General features: G+C 68.4%; 14 protein-coding genes. 7 read left to right on the top strand and 7 right to left on the bottom strand.

From position 1 onward, the window contains the following. Positions 1 to 216: 216 nt before the first annotated feature. From tsaB to VDQ18_RS17225, 4 genes are all read right to left on the bottom strand, one after another. Positions 217 to 798: a tRNA (adenosine(37)-N6)-threonylcarbamoyltransferase complex dimerization subunit type 1 TsaB gene (gene tsaB / locus VDQ18_RS17240; protein WP_323022156.1), complete on the bottom strand. Its 582-nt coding sequence runs from the start codon at positions 796 to 798 to the stop codon at positions 217 to 219. Next, complete coding sequence (locus VDQ18_RS17235; protein ID WP_323022155.1) at positions 788 to 1,345, bottom strand: NifU family protein; 558 nt, start codon at positions 1,343 to 1,345, stop codon at positions 788 to 790. Before VDQ18_RS17235 ends, tsaB begins: the two co-directional genes overlap by 11 nt. Positions 1,346 to 2,371: 1,026 nt before the next feature. Beyond that, a complete protein-coding gene (locus VDQ18_RS17230) occupies positions 2,372 to 2,719 on the bottom strand; it encodes a PilZ domain-containing protein (protein WP_323022154.1) in 348 nt (115 codons plus the stop codon). Further along, positions 2,716 to 3,003, bottom strand: coding sequence for a PilZ domain-containing protein (locus tag VDQ18_RS17225; protein WP_323022153.1), 288 nt, complete (start codon positions 3,001 to 3,003; stop codon positions 2,716 to 2,718). Before VDQ18_RS17225 ends, VDQ18_RS17230 begins: the two co-directional genes overlap by 4 nt. A 175-nt stretch (positions 3,004 to 3,178) precedes the next feature. On the opposite strand from VDQ18_RS17225, the gene clpB reads away from it, so the two are divergent. Next, positions 3,179 to 5,794, top strand: a complete 2,616-nt coding sequence (clpB, locus tag VDQ18_RS17220) for an ATP-dependent chaperone ClpB (RefSeq protein WP_323022157.1) — start codon at positions 3,179 to 3,181, stop codon at positions 5,792 to 5,794. Between the two features lie 249 nt (positions 5,795 to 6,043). Next, positions 6,044 to 7,534, top strand: a complete 1,491-nt coding sequence (locus VDQ18_RS17215; protein ID WP_323022152.1) for an amidohydrolase family protein — start codon at positions 6,044 to 6,046, stop codon at positions 7,532 to 7,534. A 55-nt stretch (positions 7,535 to 7,589) separates the two neighbouring features. On the opposite strand, the gene VDQ18_RS17210 is transcribed toward VDQ18_RS17215, so the two are convergent. After that, a complete protein-coding gene (locus VDQ18_RS17210; RefSeq protein WP_323022151.1) occupies positions 7,590 to 8,321 on the bottom strand; it encodes a Crp/Fnr family transcriptional regulator in 732 nt (243 codons plus the stop codon). 80 nt (positions 8,322 to 8,401) lie between these two features. Between VDQ18_RS17210 and VDQ18_RS17205 the strand changes: the two genes are divergently transcribed. The 4 genes from VDQ18_RS17205 to VDQ18_RS17190 all read left to right on the top strand — a co-directional run bounded on the left by VDQ18_RS17205 (position 8,402) and on the right by VDQ18_RS17190 (position 11,170). Then, positions 8,402 to 8,791 carry a hypothetical protein gene (locus tag VDQ18_RS17205; RefSeq protein WP_323022150.1) on the top strand — a complete coding sequence of 130 codons (390 nt, stop codon included), beginning with the start codon at positions 8,402 to 8,404 and terminating at the stop codon, positions 8,789 to 8,791. Positions 8,792 to 8,863: 72 nt separating this feature from the next. After that, entirely contained in the window at positions 8,864 to 9,766 is a 903-nt protein-coding gene (locus VDQ18_RS17200; protein ID WP_323022149.1) for a LysR family transcriptional regulator, read from the top strand. Positions 9,767 to 9,862: 96 nt separating this feature from the next. After that, positions 9,863 to 10,291, top strand: coding sequence for a DoxX family protein (locus tag VDQ18_RS17195; RefSeq protein WP_323022148.1), 429 nt, complete (start codon positions 9,863 to 9,865; stop codon positions 10,289 to 10,291). Between the two features lie 78 nt (positions 10,292 to 10,369). Beyond that, positions 10,370 to 11,170 (top strand): class III extradiol ring-cleavage dioxygenase, encoded by an 801-nt coding sequence (locus tag VDQ18_RS17190; RefSeq protein WP_323022147.1) that lies wholly within the window; start codon positions 10,370 to 10,372, stop codon positions 11,168 to 11,170. Between the two features lie 68 nt (positions 11,171 to 11,238). Here VDQ18_RS17190 and VDQ18_RS17185 read toward each other — a convergent pair whose 3' ends face one another. Continuing rightward, positions 11,239 to 13,167, bottom strand: coding sequence for a DUF4139 domain-containing protein (locus tag VDQ18_RS17185; RefSeq protein WP_323022146.1), 1,929 nt, complete (start codon positions 13,165 to 13,167; stop codon positions 11,239 to 11,241). 212 nt (positions 13,168 to 13,379) lie between these two features. Here VDQ18_RS17185 and VDQ18_RS17180 point away from each other — a divergent pair, with 212 nt between their 5' ends. Then, the gene (locus VDQ18_RS17180) at positions 13,380 to 15,176 is read left to right on the top strand and encodes an ABC transporter transmembrane domain-containing protein (protein WP_323022145.1); all 1,797 of its coding nucleotides are present in this window, start codon (positions 13,380 to 13,382) and stop codon (positions 15,174 to 15,176) included. A 347-nt stretch (positions 15,177 to 15,523) separates the two neighbouring features. Here VDQ18_RS17180 and VDQ18_RS17175 read toward each other — a convergent pair. Next, positions 15,524 to 16,276, bottom strand: a 753-nt coding sequence (locus VDQ18_RS17175) for an amidohydrolase (protein WP_323022144.1), incomplete at its 5' end; no start/stop codon positions are given.

Genomic DNA, 16,276 nt, shown 5'->3' with positions numbered 1-16,276 from the left:
TGCCCCCCTCTGCCCTGCGGGCATTCACCCCCCGAGGATATTTAGAGCGCAAAGATTAAGATTAAGAGGGCGTTAAGCCGCCTTCTTTGCGCTTCAAATATCCTCGGGGGTCCGGGGGCAGAAGGCCCCCGGGGCCTCCACAGGCACAAACCTCTCCGCGGCGGGAGGCGCGCGGGGTGGGCGGGCGGGAGCGCGCCTCCCGCCGCCGGGCGCCTCTCAATCGATCAGCACCGGCGGCGCTTCGGAGGGCGGGGCGGCGTCGGCGTCGCGCAGATAGAGGGGGGCCGGGCGCGATTGCGGGGTTCCGTGGCGGGCGCGCGCGAGTTGAGCGATTGCCAGAGCGAGGGGATGCATGGGCGGCATCCGGCCCTCGCCAATCGCCTCGGCTGGGGGCATGTCGGTCTGAACCGGCGTCTTACCCGGCATTGCCAACCAATAGCTGCCGCGCAGCGCCGGGACGATCACCGGCAGGTCCGGTCCGCCCAGAGCCATCGCCTCGAACCGCGTCACGCCGATGGCCGGAATGCCCAGCCCTAGCGCCAGCCCCCGCGCCATGGCCGTGGCGATGCGGATGCCGGTGAAATTGCCGGGACCGGTGCCGACGCCCAGCGCGGTCAGCTCCTGCCAGCCGAGCCCGGCTTCGGCCAGGATATCCGCCAGCACCCCGGGCAGCGCCTCGCCCTGCCCTTTCGCCATCTCGATCCGCCGCAGGGCCAGGGTCTCGTTCCCCCGGATCACCGCGGCCTCGATCCAGGGTCCCGAGCTGTCGAAGCCCAGGATCACCGGGTCAGACGGCAACCTGGCGCACCTCGGTCACTTCGGGGATGTAGTGGCGCAGCAGGTTCTCGATGCCCATCTTCAACGTCATCGTCGACGACGGACACCCGGCGCAGGCGCCCTTCATGTGCAGATAGACCACGCCGCGGTCGAAGCCGTGGAAGGTGATGTCGCCGCCGTCCTGCGCCACAGCCGGGCGGACCCGCGTGTCGAGGAGTTCCTTGATCTGCTCGACCACCACCCCATCGGGGCCTTCCTGCACGGCATGCGCGGCCTCGGCCTCGCCCTCCAGCGCCGGGCGGCCGGATTGGTAATGCTCCAAGATCGCGCCCAGGATCGCCGGCTTGGCATGGGCCCAGTCGGTGGCCTCGGCCTTGGTCACGGTGATGAAATCGGCGCCCAGGAAGACGCCGGTCACGCCGGGCGCGGCAAAGATCGCCCGGGCCAGCGGCGAGGTCGCAGCGCTGTCGGCATCGGGGAAATCGGCCGTGCCCTGTCCCAGGACGTCCTGTCCGGGCAGGAATTTCAGCGTGGCGGGGTTGGGGGTGGATTCGGTTTGAATGAACATGGCGCGCGCCTCCGTTTGAGGGGATATGCGGTCGCGCCCGGCACGAGTCAAGGAAGCGCGGCTGCGGCCCAGGGGCGCAGCACTGGTTGCGGGCCTGGCGCGGCTGGCGCGGGACGCTCGCGGTGGTGGCTGCGCCGGGTCCGGGAGGGAGAAGTGCGGAAGCTTCGGCGTCGGGTGAGTGGTCCGGGCCGCGGCACCGTCCGGGGAAGGACGGGCATCGTCGGCGCCCCAGTTCGTGGGTAGGCTGTCGCCGGTAGGAAGAGCGTCCGGCGACTTTCCCCTTTCCCCAATCGGCCGCCCTGCGGCAAACGAAGGGGCCGCCGCTCCATGCGAAAGCGCCCAAGCGCGGGTCCAGGGGCCGGTCCTCGCTGCCTTCCTCCGCCTCGGTTGTTCACAAGACCTCGAGGTAAAGACCGCGGCCCCTCGATAAGCAGCACCCTGCAAAGAAATGGCGCGCATCATGACGCCTGAACGCAAGGCGCCCGAAGCGGTGCGCGGCCGCGCCCCGCCCTGAGAGACAGCCCCCGCACCCACGATTTCGCTCGGACAAAGTAAGACCCCGCCAGCCGCCCTACCCGGCAACGCCCTGCCCGGCATCCCCCCGGACCGTCCAGAACGTCATCGCCTGCGCACCGAGGCCTGCAGCCGCCATCGTCAGCAGACCAGCACCTCGAGCGACGCAGGTCGCAAAGCAGTGGCCGGAACCGGATGGAGAGATGCACAGCCAGCGCCCGGAACCGGCGCGCGGTGCCGGGAGCCAAGCGATGCTGCGCCTCAAGGGACCGGCCATGCACCGAAAGACCAGGAACAGGGCGGTGCCTTCCCTGACACCCCGCAGACTGCGATCGCCCGTTGATGCGGCCTCAAGGGAACACCTGAGACACCCCTTGGTCCCATCTTTGTTCTGAAAATATCCTCGGGGGTTCCCAAAGGGGGTGGAAAACCCCCTTTGGCGGGGGGTGCGGGGGGCTGGCCCCCCGCCTCTGGTCGCCCGCAGGCCGAAGGCCGAGGGCGAAACCGCTCCGCCTAGCGCCAAGCCCGGGCGCCGATGGCAAGGCGGGACCAGGGGCGGGCGGGTGGGGCGCCGGCGACGCCGCGCAGGCGGGCGATCATTTCGGGCCCGAGCGGCCGGGCGAAGCGCAGCCCGGCGAGCGCGCCGCGGACCCAGCGCACCTCGGCCTTCAGCGGCTCCATCCCTGCCATGACCTCCAGCCGCAGCGTCGCGCCTTCCACCAGCCCCTCGGCCCCCGACAACCGCGCGCCGGTGCTGCTGACGTTGACGATCTCCGCCCGTTGCCGCCCCTCTCCGGTCAGCGCCACCACCGAGGCGGCGCAGGGACAGCGGTATTCCCGGTAGCGCGGCGCCGCGCTCAATACAGCACGCGCGAGCCCAGGATCACCTCGATCTGATACTCGCTGAGCGGCTCCTCGAACATCAGGCCGCAGGTATCGTCGAAATGCCAGCGGACCTCGGCCGGGTGCTGGTGGCCGACACAGAGGATCGCCACGAAATCCCCGATCCGCAGCATCCGGTCGGGCACACCCAAAAGCCGCGCCCCGTTCGCGGACACATTGCCCAGCGTCGCATCGAAAAGTCCCATCGGGGCCCGTACCTGGACCAATGCCCGCGTCGGCAACCGCAGAGCGCGATTCGGCATATTCCATCTCCCATTCGGTTTTCCTTCAGCCTGCGCGCATAAGATTGCCTCGCGGTTAACAGCTCTCTTGATCGGCGGTTTTGCGCCCCCCACATAGGCATCGAGGCCCGCAAGGGGGGATGCGCCGATGGTCGGGCATGCCTCGACGGACGGGCGCTTGGAGATGGAGACGACGATGAACCTTGAAAAGTTCACGGAACGCGCTCGCGGGTTCCTTCAGGCCGCGAACACCATTGCCGCGCGGGAGACCCACCAGCGGCTGACCCCCGAACACCTGCTCAAGGCCCTGATGGATGACGATCAGGGCATGGCCGCGAACCTGATCCGCCGCGGCGGCGGCAACCCCGAGCGGGTGCGCCAGTCCGTCGATCTGGCGGTGGGCAAGCATCCCAAAGTCTCTGGCGATGCGGGGCAGGTCTATACCGACAGCGCCCTGGTGCGGGTGCTGGACGAGGCCGAGAAGCTCGCGCAGAAGGCGGGCGACAGCTATGTCCCGGTCGAACGCATCCTGATGGCGCTGGCGATGGTCAAGTCGCCCGCGAAGGAGGCTTTGGACGCGGGCGCGGTCACCGCGCAGGGGCTGAACACGGCGATCAACGACGTGCGCAAAGGCCGGACGGCCGACAGCGCCAATGCCGAGGACAGTTTCGAGGCGTTGAAGAAATACGCCCGCGACCTGACGGCGGCGGCGCGCGAGGGCAAGATCGACCCCATTATTGGCCGCGACGAGGAAATCCGCCGCGCCATGCAGGTCCTGAGCCGCCGGTCGAAGAACAACCCGGTGCTGATCGGCGAACCGGGCGTGGGCAAGACCGCGATTGCCGAAGGCCTCGCGCTGCGCATCGTCAACGGCGATGTGCCGGAGAGCCTGCGCGACAAGACCTTGATGGCGCTCGACATGGGCTCGCTGATCGCCGGGGCCAAGTACCGCGGCGAGTTCGAGGAACGCTTGAAAGGCGTCCTCAACGAAATCACCGCCGCGGCGGGCGAGATCATCCTCTTCATCGACGAGATGCACACGCTCGTGGGCGCGGGCAAGTCCGAAGGGGCGATGGACGCCGCCAACCTGATCAAGCCGGCGCTGGCGCGGGGTGAGCTGCATTGCATCGGCGCGACCACGCTCGATGAATACCGCAAGCATGTGGAGAAGGACGCGGCTTTGGCCCGTCGTTTCCAGCCGGTGTTCATCGCCGAGCCGACGGTCGAGGATACGATCTCGATCCTGCGGGGCATCAAGGAGAAGTACGAACTCCACCACGGGATCCGGATCAGCGACTCGGCGCTGGTGGCGGCGGCGACGCTCAGCCATCGCTACATCACCGACCGCTTCCTGCCGGACAAGGCCATCGACCTGATGGACGAGGCCGCCTCGCGCCTGCGGATGCAGATTGACTCGAAGCCCGAGGAGCTGGACGCGCTGGACCGCGACATCCTGCAAAAGCAGATCGAGGTCGAGGCGCTGAAGAAGGAAGACGACGCGGCCAGCCGCGACCGTCTGGCCAAGCTGGAGGTCGAACTGTCGGATCTGCAGCAGCAATCCTCGGAAATGACCACCGCCTGGCAATCCGAGCGTGACGCGCTGGAAGCCGCGCGCGGCCTGAAGGAGAAGCTGGAGAAAGCCCGCGCCGATCTGGACGGGGCCAAGCGGACCGGCGATTTTGCCAAGGCCGGGCAGCTGCAATACGGCACGATCCCGGAACTGGAGCGGGCGCTGGCCGAGGCCGAAGCGCGCGATGCGCAGAAGCTGGTGGGCGATGCCGTCCGGCCCGAGCAGATCGCCGAGGTGGTCGAACGCTGGACCGGCATCCCGACCACGCGGATGCTGGAAGGCGAGCGCGACAAGCTGCTGCGGATGGAAGAGGGCCTGCACAAGCGGGTCATCGGCCAGAACCACGCGGTCCATGCGGTGGCCAATGCCGTCCGCCGGGCGCGCGCCGGGCTGAACGATGAAAACCGTCCGCTGGGCAGCTTCCTGTTCCTCGGCCCGACCGGGGTGGGCAAGACCGAACTGACCAAGGCCGTCGCCGAGTTCCTGTTCGACGACGATCAGGCGATGGTGCGCATCGACATGTCGGAATACATGGAGAAGCACTCGGTCGCCCGGCTGATCGGCGCCCCTCCGGGCTATGTCGGCTATGACGAGGGCGGCGTGCTGACCGAAGCGGTGCGGCGCCGGCCCTATCAGGTCGTGCTGTTCGACGAGGTGGAGAAAGCCCACCCCGACGTCTTCAACGTGCTGTTGCAGGTGCTGGACGACGGGATGCTGACCGACAGCCAGGGCCGGACGGTCGACTTCAAGCAGACGCTCATCATCCTGACCTCGAACCTCGGGTCGCAGGCCTTGAGCCATCTGCCGGAAGGCGTCGACGCGGCCGAGGCCAAAGAGCATGTGATGGAGGCGGTCCGGGCCCATTTCCGGCCCGAGTTCCTGAACCGTCTGGACGAGACGATCATCTTCGACCGTCTGCGTCGGCCGGATATGGACGGGATCGTCAAGATCCAGCTCAAGCGGCTGGAGAAACGGCTGGAATCGCGCAAGATCGTCCTGGAACTGGACGATGCGGCGCGGGTCTGGCTGGCCGACAAGGGCTACGATCCGGTCTATGGCGCGCGGCCACTGAAGCGGGTGATCCAGCGCACGCTGCAGGATCCGCTGGCGCAGATGCTGCTGGCGGGCGAGGTGCTGGACGGCACGACCGTGCCGGTGACGGCGGGGCCCGAGGGGATGGTGATCGCCGGGCAGGCCCATGGCGATGCCGAGGACCAGCCGCGGATGAAAGTGGTCCACTGACAGGCCACGCCGGTCTGACGACACAGGAAGGGCGCCGGGAAACCGGCGCCCTTTTTCCATGGCGCGCGTCGTCTTCCCTGACGCGCCCTCCGCCCTCCCTGCCCCATGCAGATATTCAAAGGTGACGCTGAACTTTTTAGCGTTTGACTATTTTTCCATCACCTGCGTAAGTTTCGAAAATAATAAGATCATATGATTCTTTTTCGATCCTCGGATCAGAAAGCCGTCACCGTCACAGGGAGAGAGACGATGAGCGACACCAATTCGACCGCGCCGAAAGGCCTCAGCCGCCGGGGGCTTCTGATGGGGACCGCGGGCCTCGTCGGCGCGGGCCTCGTGGCCGCGCGCGCCAAGGCGCAGGAGACCGGCGCCAGCGCCATCCCCTCGGGCGGGAACTACGTGCTGAAAGGCGGCATGATCGCCACCATGGACCCGGAGCTGGGCAATCTGCGCGCGGGCGACATCCATGTGCAGGACGGCCGCATCGTCGCCGTGGCCGCCAGCCTCGATGTGCCGGGCGCCGAGGTGATCGACTGCTCGACCATGCTGATCATGCCCGGCATGGTCGAGACGCATTGGCACATGTGGAACTCGCTGTTCAAGAACATGATCATCCCCGGCCGGGGCTATGTCGATCTCAAGCGCGGCCTCGGCCATCACCACCAGCCCGAGGATTACTACAACGCCGTCCGCCTGTGCATGGCCGAGGCGATCGACGCGGGCATCACCACGGTGATGAACTACGCCCATAACACCCTCTCGGGCGCCCATGTCGATGCCGAGATCCGCGCCATGGTCGAAAGCGGGCTGCGCGGGCGCTATGCCTATGGCGGTGCCGATCCGACGCCCTCCGAGCAGACGATGGACCTGCAAGACGCGCTGCGGGCCAACCGCGACTGGTTCGGCGGCGGCAACGAATGGGACGGCCGCGTTGACTACGGCTTTTCGGTCCGCGCCCCGGGCGGCCTGCCGCTGGTCTGGCGCGAGGAGCTGGGCGTGGCGCGTGACAACAACCTGCCGGTCATCCTGCACGGCGGCCAGTCGCCGGCCGCCAAGGTCGATGTGGTCGAGATGGACCGCGAGGGCTGGGTGACCGAGCGCATGATCTTCGTGCATTCGCTGCTCTTCACCGCCGAGGACCGCGCGGTTCTGGCCCGCACCGGGGCCTCGAACTCGATCTCGCTGGGCAATGAATTCGCCCATATCCACCGCACGCGCGAGGCCGATGTCGTGCAGCAGATGATGTTGCAGATGAACGAGGGGGTGAACGTCTGCCTGTCGTTCGACGCCACCTCGCTCAACCGCGTGTCGATGTTCGAACAGATGCGGCTGTGCTATGCCACCCTGATCGGCGAGGCCGAAAGCCCCACCGCCGGGTTCGAGCGCGCGACGCCGACGCAATGCCTGGAGATGGCGACGATCAACGGCGCCCGGGCCTTCGGCTTTGGCGGGCACAGCGGCTCGATCACCCCCGGCAAGCAGGCGGATATCATCCTGATCCGCGGCAATGACCTGGGCATGGCGCCGGTCGCCGACCTGCATTCGACGCTGGTCCATTCGCCCGACAACCGCAACGTCGACACGGTGATCGTCGACGGCAAGTTCCTCAAGCGCGGCGGCCGCCTGCTGTCGGTCGATGCCGAGGAGGTCCGCGCCCGGGCGGTTGAATCGCTCTACAATGTGCGGATGCGCGCCGGCGGCGACTTCGCCCCGGAAGAAGGCGGCCTGCCCCGCATGTGAGCGGTGCAGCAAGGGGGGGGCGCCGGGCGACGGCGCCCCCTTTCCGGTCCGGGGGCTACATCAACGGCCGCGCCTGGGGTCGTTCCAGGTCGATCATGGCGAGCGAGGCCAGATCCTCGACCTTCAGGAGTTCCAGCTGCCCCTCGCTCCACTGCGCCAGACCGATGTCGCGCAGGGCCTTCAGGGTCTTGTTGGTATGGACCAGCGACAGGCCCAGCGCATCCGCCAGATCCTGCTGGCGGAAGGGCAAGGGCACGCCGCCGTCCTTTTCCAGCCCCGCCGCCTTGAGCCGCTCGTAGATCCTGACCAGCGCCCAGGCGATCCGCTGCGTGGCGTCGCGCTGGCCCAGCGAGGCGATGGTCTCGCCCAGGAAATGCTCCTCGACCGCGCCGATCCAGGTCAGGTCATAGGCGCGTTCGGGATAGCGGCGGAACACCTCCCACAGGTCGTCGCGGCGGAAGACGCAGAGCGTCATATGCGTCGAGGCTTCGACCGAATGCTTCATCTCGCCCATGATCCCGGCCTGCAGACCGGCGAAATCCCCGGGGAAGAGGAAGTTGATGACCTGCCGCTTGCCGTTTTCGAGCGTGGTGTAGCGGGTGCCCATCCCATCAAGCACGGTATAGAGCTGGGGAGAGTTCGATCCTTCCAGAAGGATCGTGGTGCGCGGATCGACCTTCAGCTCTCCGGTCTTGAAGGTCTCCATGAAAGCAAGCTCTTCCTCGGAAAAAGGCAAGAACATCGACCGTTTGCGCAAAGGACAGTTCTTGCAGGATGTGCCGGGCATAGAAACCTCGCTGGCTATGTCACAGTTAAATGCGCGATCCGCGGATTCGTTCCATGGTCCCTTTCCTTCGGAGGAAATGGATGGACGATACCGACTCGATGAACGGCGAGGTCTACGTGCTGATGCTGCGTGACTTCGTCGTGCTCAAGGATCTTGAGGATACGGTGCGGGATTATGCCCCCGCGGCCGTCGTTCTCACGGCCAGCGAATGCGATCAGGCCCTGGCGCTGATCGAGGGGCTGGACCGCATCTCCATCGCCTTTGTCGAGGCGGGGGCCGAAGCCGTGGCCACCGCGCGGATCGACGCCCTGGTCGCGGCGCGGGGCGGGCGGATCGTCCTTCTTGGCGACGATGCCGAGGATGAATGGGAAGCGGGCAATCAGACCAGCGTCTTGCCGATCCTGCTGCGCCCCTTCTCCTCGCAAACCGTGGAGAGGCTGCTGGCCGATCTGCTCGGCCGGCCGGCCTGAGAGCGCGCAATCCCCCTTCCCCCTGCCGGGCCCATCGCCGATACTGCGCTGATCTTGCAGGGAAGGGCCCGGATGGACAGGCTTGCCGCCGACCGCATGTTCATCGCCGTGATGGAGACCGGCAGCTTCGCCGCGGCGGCCCGCAAGCTCGGGACCAGCGCCGGGCAGGCCTCGAAGCTCATTTCGGCGCTTGAGGGGGAACTGGGCACCCGGCTTCTGAACCGCACAACCCGGGCGCTGGCCCCGACCGAGCTGGGGCAGAGCTATTTCGCCCAGATCCGCAACATCCTGGGCGATCTCGACACCCTGGATCAGAGCCTGCGGGACGCGGGCGAGGCCCCGCGCGGGCGGCTGAGGCTGACGGCGCCCATGTCGCTGGGCACGATGCAGCTTGCCCGCGCGCTGAATGATTTCGCCGCCGCCTATCCGGGGATCGAGCTGGATGTCTCGTTCACCGACCGTTTCGTCAATCTGGTGGACGAGGGCATGGATGCGGCGATCCGCGTCGGCCATCCGGCCGACAGTTCGCTGATCGCCCGGAGGCTGGGGCAGACGCGGATCCTGATGGTGGCGAGCCCCGCCTATCTGACCCGGCACGGCCGCCCCGAGACGCTGGAGGCGCTGGCGGGCCATGAATGCATCCTGGACACGACGCTGCGCGACCCGGCGCTCTGGCGCTTTGGCGAGCGCACGCTCACGGTGCGCGGGCGCATCCGCTACAGCAGCGCGCTGGCCTGTCTGCTGGCGGCCGAGCACGGGCTGGGCATCGCCCGGGTTCCTGGCTTCACCGCGCAGGCCAGCCTGGCCGCCGGTCGGGTCGAGGTCCTGCTGCCCGAGACGGAACCAACACCGTCAGGGATCTTTGCGCTTTACCCGGCCGGGCGGCACCTGCCGGTCAAGGTGCGGGTGCTCATCGACTTCCTCAGCCGGGAATTCGGCGATGTCGACCCATTCCTTCCAAATCGGAACGAATGAACTGCCAAGGCAGCGGATTATCAACGCAGGGGCCGGGTGGCATATGAGGGACACGCACCGCCGCAGCCTGCGGCCAAGCCTTTCCCGGAGACCCTCATGACCACCACCACCGCGCCGACTTCGGCCACCCGCCCCGCCAATGCCGATATCGCCGCGCTGATCCTGCGCGTGTCGATGGGCATCCTCTTCGTTGCCCATGGCTGGATGAAATACGCCGTCTTCACCCCCGCCGGCACCGCCGGTTACTTCGCCTCGATCGGCCTGCCGCCCTTCCTGGGCTATGTCACCATCGCCGTGGAAATCCTTGGCGGCCTGATGCTGATCGCCGGTCTGTGGACCCGCTGGGTCTCGATCGTGCTGATCCCCGTCATGGTGGGCGCCGCCTATTTCGGCCATGGCTCGAACGGCTTCTTCTTCTCGGTCGAGGGCGGTGGCTGGGAATATCCCGCCTTCTGGACCGTCGCCCTGGTGGTGCAGGCCCTGATCGGCGGCGGCGCCTTCGCGCTGCGCAACGACCGCGCCTGACCCTCACCAACTCGCCTGACCCTCACGAACCCGGGGCGGCGGCCGGTCTGGCCGCCCCCCTTTCACCCGGAGGTTATCATGACCCAACGTATGCCGACCTATTTCATCTCGCACGGCGGTGGCCCCTGGCCCTGGCTGCCGCAGATGCGCGCGCAGTTCCGCAACCTCGAAGCCAGCCTCAAGGCGATGGTCGCCGAGCTGCCCGAACTGCCGAAGGCGGTGCTGGTCATCTCCGGCCATTGGGAGACCGAGGATTTCGCCGTGATGAGCGCGGCCCATCCGCCGATGCTCTATGATTACTACGGCTTCCCGCAGGAAACCTATTCCATCACCTACCCCGCGCCCGGCGCCCCGGCCGATCTGGCCCAGCGCACCGCCTCCCTGCTGCGCGAGGCGGGGCTGCCGACCCGGCTTGACGCCAAGCAGGGCTTCGACCACGGCACCTTCGCGCCGCTCTACATCATGTTCCCCGAGGCCAATGTGCCGGTCTATCAGGTGTCCATGCGCCACGGCTATTCGCCCGAAGAGCATTTCGCCCTGGGCCGCGCCCTGGCGCCCCTCAGGGACGAAGGCGTGATGATCGTGGGGTCGGGGCTGAGCTTCCATAACCTCAGGATGTTCGGACCGGCCGCCAAGGTCCCGTCCGAGGCCTTCGACGCCTGGCTGGACGGGGTGATGCACGAGGCCCCGGCCCAGCGCACCCAGTCGCTGATCGCGTGGGAAAAGGCGCCCTACGCCCGCGTCTGCCACCGCGAGGAGGACCATTTCGTGCCGCTCTTCGCAGCCCTCGGCGCCGCCGAAGGCGAGACGGCGACGCGCATATACCACGACGTCGGGCTGATGGGCGGCGTCACCGCCTCGAGCTATCGCTTCGGCTGAAGGTACCCCTCACACGACATACGGCCGCCGGGAAACCCGGCGGCCGTTTTCATACGCGAAGGGCTATGTCAGCGCGGCTGCAGCAGCGCCGAAATCTGCGCCCGCAGCTCGACCGCGCTCTGCGCCGCGGCTTCGCTGGCGGCCTGGGCCTCGGTGATGGCCCCGTCGATGGCATCGACCCGGGCGCGGCGCTCGCGGTTGGCCTGGCTGTCGTCGCCCAGCTGCACGATCAGGCTGACCAGCCGCTGCTGCTCGCGCTCCAGCGTCTGCACCTCGCCCGCCTGACGGCGCTGCTCGTTCTCGGCCTCCAGGATCTGGCGCCGCAGCTGGCCGACCTGGGCCAGCAGCTCCTTCACCTGCGCATCCTCGGCCCGGCCTTCCCAATAGGCCAGCGTGTTGAGGTCCATGTCGATGACGCCCATCCGGCGCAGCCGCGGCTGGCGCTCGGTCACCGTCAGGCTGGCGCGCTCACCCGCGCCGACCGCCACCACCCAGCGCCAGGCATCGGGGCGTTCCTCGGCCCCGGTGGTGCTGCTGACGTTCCAGCCCGGGTTGCGGGGATGGTCGATGGTCACCTCGCGCTCGGCATCGGGGGCGCCTTCGATGCGATAGGTGACGCGGCGCTCCAGATCCTCGGTCACGGTCAGGATGCCGTCGACGATCCGCATCTCGCGCAGGGTTTCGGTATTGGTCGATTCCTCGCGCACCTCGACCGCCGTGTCGCGGGCGAAATCGACGACCTCGGTCGCGCCGGGGGCCAGTTCGGGGATCATCGCGTCGCCCGCATGGCCGCGCCCGTCCTCATAAAGGGTCAGCACACCGGCCGGCAGCCGCAGCGGCAGCGGGTTTTCCAGCGACAGGGCGATCACCGGATTGCGGTCGCCCTGCCCGCCGCGATAAAGCACCAGCCGCGCATCGGGCAGGAGTTCCGACAGGAACGGCACGCTCATCATCTGGCCCGCGGGCAGCGTGACCGGCGTGTCCAGCGTGAAGCGGCTGAAGCTGTCGCCATCGTCGGCGGTGACCTGAACCGAGGCCATGCTGTCCTGCATGGCGATGAAGGGGGCGCCCGCCACCTCGGCCATGGCGCCGATCGCGCCCCGGTAGAGGGGCGCCGCGGCGGTCACCATCGGCGGCGCCGCCTGCGGCTCCAGCGCCTGTTCGCGCCGGGCATAGGTGCGGGCATAGAGCTGCGCCTCGATGGCCCGGACCGAGCCGGTGGCCAGCGTCAGCTGCACATCCTGCCAGTCGATCCCGGTGGTGTTCTCGACCACCGCCCAGCCGATCAGACGGATCCCCTCGGTCGTGTCGACCGCGCGCCAGGCGGTGCGCCAGAGCGGCGCGTTCTGGAGGTACACAAGCCCCACCTCGCGCGGGGTCTCGTTGTCGCTGTCGAGCGTCAGCTCGATCCGGCGCGGGTTGGCCGCGCCACGCCAGGCCCTGAGCGCCTCGGTCAGGGTCGCCTGATCGGCAGCCTCGGCGAAACGCACGCCCAGCGCATCATCCATGACGAAGGAATGCATCACCCCGTCATCGCCCTGCAGGTTCAGGACGTTGATCGTGCCATGCTCGCCCGGGCGCTGGGTCACGCCCATGTTGAGCCCCTGCCAGCTTTCGCCCCGACGCTCGACCACCAGCGGCGCACCGACCATCGTGCCGAACAGACGCACCGGATCGGTCACATCCTCGGGGCCGAAGGGGAAATGCGCGAAAGCATCCTCGAAACTGCCGGGACCGGTCATGGTGACGTAAGGCACCCCGCCCGCCGGATCGAGAACCCAGAGGCTTTTCAGGAAATCGTCGATATCGCCCCGCGCCACCGACAGGCGCATCGGCTCGACGCCCAGCTGGCCCTCGGCCTCGATCATGGCCAGACCGGCGGTGGACAGGGTGACCGCGTTGATCGAGGTCTCGGCGGTGAGCGGAAAGGCCAGGACGAGGCCGCTGAGCGACAGGATCAGGGCACGGCGCAGGCGACGGGGGACGGGCAAGGACATGGGTGAACTCCGGGGGGATGAATTGAGCGCACCTTGCCCAATGCGCGGTCACAGGCCAAGGGGGGAGCCGATCACCTGTTCGCAACCTTGCCGTGAACGGCACCCTCCCGCCCGGCCCACGCCCGGCACCGCAGAGGGGTGCGACCGCCTTGCGCTTGCCCCAGGCCCGTGAGTGACCTAAACGCAAACTCCCAAGGGCCGTGGAGGGCACGATGACCGACATCTCCAAGACCGAGACGCGCGCGACGTCGCGCCGGATCGGCTCGCTGGCCGGGCTCTGGCCCTTCCTCAGCGTCTACAAGGGGCTGCTGGGCGGCGCGCTGCTGGCGCTGGTGCTGACCGCCTCGGTCTCGCTGGCGCTGCCTCTGGCGGTGCGCCGGGTGGTCGATGGCTTCGGCGCGGGCGAGCTGCAACTCCTCAACGAATATTTCGTGGCGGCGCTGGCGCTGGCCGGGCTCCTCGCCTTCGGCACCGGCGCGCGCTATTACATGGTGACGCGGCTGGGTGAACGGGTCGTGGCCGATATCCGCAAGGCGCTTTTCGCCCGGACCATCGGCATGTCGCCCGCCTTCTTCGAGAAGATCCTGTCGGGCGAGGTGCTGTCGCGCATCACCACCGACACCACGCTGATCCAGTCGATCGTCGGCTCCTCGATCTCGATCGCGCTGAGGAACCTGTTGATGCTGATCGGCGGCCTGGCACTGCTGGCGCTGACCTCGCCCAAGCTGACCGGCCTCGTGCTGCTGCTGGTCCCGGCCGTCATCGTGCCCATCGTCACGCTCGGCCGCCGCCTGCGCCGCCTCTCGCGTGAGAACCAGGACTGGATCGCCGCCTCCTCGGGCAACGCGTCCGAGGCGCTGGGGGCAGCCCAGACCGTGCAGGCCTATACGCACGAACCCCTGTCCATCGCCGCCTTCGACCGGGTGACGGAGAAGAGCTTCGACATCGCCATGATCCGCATCGCCACCCGCGCGGCGATGACCGTGGTGATCATCGCGCTGGTCTTCTCGGGCATCGTCGGCGTGCTGTGGATCGGCGCGCTGGACGTCCGCGCCGGCACCATGTCGATCGGCGAACTGGTGCAATTCGTGATCTATTCGGTGCTGGTCGCGGGCTCGGTCGGCGCCCTGTCCGAGATCTGGGGCGAACTGCAACGCGCCGCCGGGGCCACCGAACGGCTGGTGGAGCTGATGGACACCATCGACACGGTGCGCGACCCCGATGCGCCGGTCGCCCTGCCCGCCCCGGTGCGCGGCGCGGTGAGCTTCGAGGAGGTGCGCTTCCACTACCCCTCGCGCCCGAGGCAATCGGCGCTGGACGGGGTGACGCTGACCGTGCGCCCGGGCGAGACCGTGGCGCTGGTCGGCCCCTCGGGGGCAGGCAAATCGACGATGATCCAGCTGCTCCTGCGCTTCTACGACCCGCAGGAAGGCGCGGTACGTCTGGACGGCGTGGACCTGCGCGACATGAGCCGCGCGACGCTGCGCGGCGCGCTTGCGCTGGTGCCGCAGGACCCGGTGATCTTCGCCCTGAGCGCGCGCGAGAACATCCGTTTCGGCCGCCCCGAAGCGAGCGACGCCGAGATCGAGGAAGCCGCCCGCGCGGCCGCCGCCCATGACTTCATCGCCGCCCTGCCCGAGGGCTACGACACCCAGCTGGGCGAACGCGGCGTGATGCTGTCGGGCGGCCAGAAACAGCGCATCGCCATCGCCCGCGCCATCCTGCGCGACGCGCCGGTGCTGCTGCTGGACGAGGCGACCTCGGCTCTGGACGCGGAAAGCGAGCGGCTGGTGCAGCAGGCGGTCGAACGGCTCTCCGAGGGCCGCACGACGCTCGTCGTGGCCCACCGGCTGGCGACGGTGCGCAAGGCGGACCGGATCGTGGTCTTCGAAGGCGGCCGCATCGTCGCCGAAGGCACCCATGCCGAACTGGTGGCGCAAGGCGGCCTCTACGCCCGGCTGGCCCGGCTGCAATTCACCGAGCATGCGGAAGACAGCGCCGCAGGGTGAGGGGCCGGGCGAGGGGTTTCGCCCTAGGGCGCGACGCCTCCGCCGCCGAGGCCCCAAGAGACGAAACGGTGGGCGACCAGCGGCGCCGCGTGCCGCCGCGCCGAAGGAAGGGGGGCTTTCTGCCCCCCTCTTGGCCTGACGGCCAATTCACCCCCCGAGGATATTTGAAGAACGAAGATGTGCGGATGGCGCCCTGACCGGGTGCGCCGCCCTTCTCATCACTTTGCCAAAAATACGCCGGGGGGTCCGGGGGGCTGGCCCCCCGGGGCCAACCCAAGCGCTGCCCTCTCCGCGGCGGGAGGCGCGCGGGGTGGGCGGGTGGGAGCGTGCCTCCCGCCGCTTCCGCCTCAAGCCGCGCCGCGCGTCTCGATCATCCGGGCCATCAGCGCGGCACCGAGGGGGAGCGAGGCATCGTCGAAGACATAGCCCGGGTTGTGCAGGGCGACGCCCGAGCCATGGCCGACGGTGCAATAGGCGCCCGGGACGACCTGCAACATGTCGGCGAAATCCTCGGAGCCCATGACCAGTTCACTCTTCTCCTGCGCCTGCTCGCCGACCAGCCCGGCCGCGGCCTCCAGCATGGCCTGCGCGAGGGTCGGATCGTTCTCCAGCACGTCAAAGACATTGCGCATCTCCAGCGTGACCTGACAGCCATAGGCCGCCGCCGCCCCGTCGCAGAGTGCCTGCATCCGCTCGGTCACCAGCGCCGCCGTCTCGCGGTTGAAATAGCGCACCGTTCCGGCAAGCGAGGCGGTCTCGGGGATCACGTTATAGGCCGCGCCCGCGTGGATCTGCGTGACCGAGACGACGATCCGCTCGGCCGAGGGCACGTTGCGGGCCTTGATCGTCTGGATCTGCCCGACCAGCCCCGCCGCCACCATCAGCGCGTCGACCGAGGCCTCCGGCATCGCCGCATGGGCGCCCTTCCCCGTCACCCGGATGTCGAAGAAGTTCGCCCCCGCCATCGCCGGGCCCGGCTTCACCCCAACCTCTCCCGGGGCGTGGAACGGGGAATTGTGCAGCCCGTAGATCTCGTCGCAGGGGAAGCGCTGGAAGAGGCCGTCGGCGATCATCGCCCGGGCGCCGCCGAGGCCTTCCTC

Origin of the sequence: Pararhodobacter sp. (assembly GCF_034676075.1) — a bacterium.
In the GTDB taxonomy this organism is placed as follows: Bacteria; Pseudomonadota; Alphaproteobacteria; order Rhodobacterales; family Rhodobacteraceae; genus Pararhodobacter.
The sequence above is the reverse complement of the archived record's forward strand: the minus strand, read 5'-3'. Positions and strand labels throughout refer to the sequence as shown.

Bases quoted from the DNA above. Each gene is read 5' to 3' on its own strand.
- VDQ18_RS17225 (WP_323022153.1), bottom strand. From the start codon at position 3,003: ATGCCGAATCGCGCTCTGCGGTTGCCGACGCGGGCATTGGTCCAGGTA.
- clpB (WP_323022157.1), top strand. From the start codon at position 3,179: ATGAACCTTGAAAAGTTCACGGAACGCGCTCGCGGGTTCCTTCAGGCC.
- VDQ18_RS17215 (WP_323022152.1), top strand. From the start codon at position 6,044: ATGAGCGACACCAATTCGACCGCGCCGAAAGGCCTCAGCCGCCGGGGG.
- VDQ18_RS17205 (WP_323022150.1), top strand. From the start codon at position 8,402: ATGGACGATACCGACTCGATGAACGGCGAGGTCTACGTGCTGATGCTG.
- VDQ18_RS17235 (WP_323022155.1), bottom strand. From the start codon at position 1,345: ATGTTCATTCAAACCGAATCCACCCCCAACCCCGCCACGCTGAAATTC.
- VDQ18_RS17195 (WP_323022148.1), top strand. From the start codon at position 9,863: ATGACCACCACCACCGCGCCGACTTCGGCCACCCGCCCCGCCAATGCC.
- VDQ18_RS17210 (WP_323022151.1), bottom strand. From the start codon at position 8,321: ATGCCCGGCACATCCTGCAAGAACTGTCCTTTGCGCAAACGGTCGATG.
- VDQ18_RS17190 (WP_323022147.1), top strand. From the start codon at position 10,370: ATGACCCAACGTATGCCGACCTATTTCATCTCGCACGGCGGTGGCCCC.
- VDQ18_RS17180 (WP_323022145.1), top strand. From the start codon at position 13,380: ATGACCGACATCTCCAAGACCGAGACGCGCGCGACGTCGCGCCGGATC.
- VDQ18_RS17200 (WP_323022149.1), top strand. From the start codon at position 8,864: ATGGACAGGCTTGCCGCCGACCGCATGTTCATCGCCGTGATGGAGACC.
- VDQ18_RS17185 (WP_323022146.1), bottom strand. From the start codon at position 13,167: ATGTCCTTGCCCGTCCCCCGTCGCCTGCGCCGTGCCCTGATCCTGTCG.